Source organism: Blastomonas sp. (genome assembly GCF_041747255.1).
Classification (GTDB): domain Bacteria; phylum Pseudomonadota; class Alphaproteobacteria; order Sphingomonadales; family Sphingomonadaceae; genus Blastomonas.
On record NZ_JBGTFM010000494.1, the window covers coordinates 1 to 2,631 of the forward strand.

Annotated in this window: 3 protein-coding genes; 2 read left to right on the forward strand and 1 reads right to left on the reverse strand. The window is 57.2% G+C overall.

The annotated features are described in order from the left end of the window. Positions 1 to 183: 183 nt before the first annotated feature. Positions 184 to 477: a BLUF domain-containing protein gene (locus ACEW8G_RS16360; protein ID WP_373489458.1), complete on the reverse strand. Its 294-nt coding sequence runs from the start codon at positions 475 to 477 to the stop codon at positions 184 to 186. 217 nt (positions 478 to 694) lie between these two features. On the opposite strand from ACEW8G_RS16360, the gene ACEW8G_RS16365 reads away from it, so the two are divergent. Then, positions 695 to 1,594 carry a DUF1295 domain-containing protein gene (locus tag ACEW8G_RS16365; RefSeq protein ID WP_373489456.1) on the forward strand — a complete coding sequence of 300 codons (900 nt, stop codon included), beginning with the start codon at positions 695 to 697 and terminating at the stop codon, positions 1,592 to 1,594. A 237-nt stretch (positions 1,595 to 1,831) separates the two neighbouring features. Further along, on the forward strand, positions 1,832 to 2,631 hold an 800-nt coding region (locus ACEW8G_RS16370), incomplete at its 3' end, for a BLUF domain-containing protein (RefSeq protein ID WP_373489457.1).

Sequence of the window (2,631 nt, forward strand, 5' to 3'; positions counted from 1 at the left end):
GCCGACGCGGCCCTGCGGCAGTTCGGCTCGAGGCCGCCAATAGCTGACCGAGTTAACTTTGCCCAAGAGTATTCAGAGGTCACGAAGAGACGTGCGCAAGAATGCGCTCCAGTGCCGCGATGTTGTTATCGCCTTCGGCAGCCTCAAGCCCATCCTGCAGGACCACAAGGATGTCGTTGGGCCCTACCACTTCATCTGCCAATTCGGATAAAGGCGCTCACGCTTTTCCAGGCTCTGGTCCAGCGAGGCCATATCGTAATGGCGCGGATCGCTATGATGGCTCGCGACCGGGTCCTTAACATGAGCAGGCGGACCTTCGATCCATTGGAAGAAGACCCCGCTGCCGAAAACGAGCACCTCCGTGATGTCGCGGTCGACATTGCGGCGTTGATACCACCAGACCATGCGGTCAACCTCGGCGTCGTCGCCGCCTCGTCGGCACGGCTGCAGTATACGAAAGTCTCCAGCGTTGGGCAGGCTTAGTCAGAGCCACCGTGAACCTGGAAAACAGACTTTGCCAGATACAGCCCAACAACCGACACTTGCTCCATGGTGACTCTCCTCTCGGACTCATCCGCAGAAATTACCACGCAGAGTGGAGAGCCGTCCGCGACATCAGAAGCGGACGGTCCGCTTCGGATCAATTCTTGTAAATGCTCGTTGAGGTGCCAAACACTAGCAGGGACAGCAAGCAATGTCATCGCAGACCAAACGGTCCTTTAAGGGTGCAGCACAAAGCCTGCTGATTGTCGTATTCGCGAGCGCGCTAGGACTTGGCTTTGCCAACCTTGCTGGGGTGAACAGCATCGAAATAGGCGCATATTCGGCCGTTTTCGTGTGCGCAGTGGTCGCTTTCGCCGTGAATTGGTTGGCTTTTATCCCGTCTGCCTTGGCGCAGAAAGACACCTATTACGACACTGTCGGCGCGCTGACATATCTGTCCGTGATCGGGCTCGCCGCGTCTTATGCCTGGCCGCTTGATACTAGAGCGATGGTTGTTGCAGCGATGGTCGGCATATGGGCTATCCGGCTTGGAAGCTTCCTTTTCAGCCGCATTCATGCATCCGGCGGTGCCGATCAGCGATTTGAAAAGATCAAGATCAATCCGCCACGGTTTTTGGTCGCCTGGACGCTGCAAGCCGTATGGGTGGTCTTCACAGCATCGGCAGCGCTGGCGATCATCACGTCGCAGCAAACCGCGCCTTTGGATGGCCCCTTCTGGGCAGGCGCTGCGATCTGGGTGATCGGCTTTGCTTTCGAAGTGGTTGCAGACAGCCAGAAGCGGAAGTTCAAGAAGGATCCTGCGAACAAGGGCAAGTTCATTGACACCGGGCTTTGGGCTTGGTCGCAACACCCGAACTATTTTGGCGAGTTTACGCTATGGTTCGGTATCTTGGTGATGGCGATCCCGCTACTCACGGGGTGGTCATGGTTGACGGTCATATCGCCGATATTCGTCTTCCTGCTGTTGACCCGTGTGAGCGGCGTCAATCTGCTCGATGGCATTGCGAAAGAGCGCTGGGGCGATGACCCCGCCTATCAAGCTTATAGAAAAAATACGCCGGTGCTGTTTCCGAGTCCGCCGAAAGGCTGAATGCGGGCTCTCAGCTAGGTTGCATGCTTGTCACTTGACGATCCAGCCTTCATGAAAGACCTTAGGCCCTGCAGCCTTCAGAAAGCGATTGCTGCGCACAATGCCGCCGTCCCAAACGCGATTAGGGTTGTGGCATTAAAGGTGGTGGATGGGGATCGTCTGCTGGGTTCTACTGGTCGTGCATTGCTTCGCTCAGACCTACCGCTGATCCCAGGCCCAAGTGGAGGGGACGTGAGGATGTTGCAGAATACGAGTGCTAGTTCAGGCAGCGGCGGCTGGATTAGCTGTCTCACCTACAAAAGCATTGCTACCGCTTCGCCAAGCGCAACTGACCTGCGGGCGTTGGTGGGCAAGGCCAGGGCCCGTAACCGCAAATTGAGCGTCACGGGTATGCTGCTTTATGAGAATGGCTCTTTCCTTCAGACGCTTGAGGGACCACCGGAAAAACTCAATGTGTTGTGGTCTTCGATAACGCAGGATCCGCGTCACGACCATATCGAGTTGCTCAGCGAACATATGGTTCCGGCCCGGGTTTTCCCGGATTGGGACCTGATGCTGCATAGCCGAATCAATGAAACGCCAGCACCCTCTATTGCACAACGGACGGCTCCACCGGCCGTGGCGTCACACATAAGCAGTCTTGTCGGGTTCGCGCTTAACGGCGACGATGTTCGCATCAACGCATTCATCGCTTCGCTCGAGGATGAGGGTTGGACCGGTGATGCGATCGTCACGCTTCTGATCGAGCCAAGTGCGCGTGCGCTTGGGGATGCATGGTTGGCCGATACCTGCAGCGAGCTCGATCTCACTATCGGCCTCAGTATGCTGCAGCTGGCTGGCCATGCGGTGCGCCATCATGTTGGCAAGCGCTCGATCCGGAACAGCCGCTACAGTATCCTGCTGGCAACGGCCCCTGGCGAACAGCATATGCTGGGCGCTACACTTCTTGCTGACCAGTTCACCGACGCCGGTTGGCGGGTCGATATGGCCTTTCCCGATACCGATGAGGCGTTGGCCAACCAGCTTAGCGCGCAGCA

Excerpts from the sequence above, each read along its gene's own strand:
- ACEW8G_RS16365 (WP_373489456.1), top strand. The coding sequence starts at position 695 with ATGTCATCGCAGACCAAACGGTCCTTTAAGGGTGCAGCACAAAGCCTG.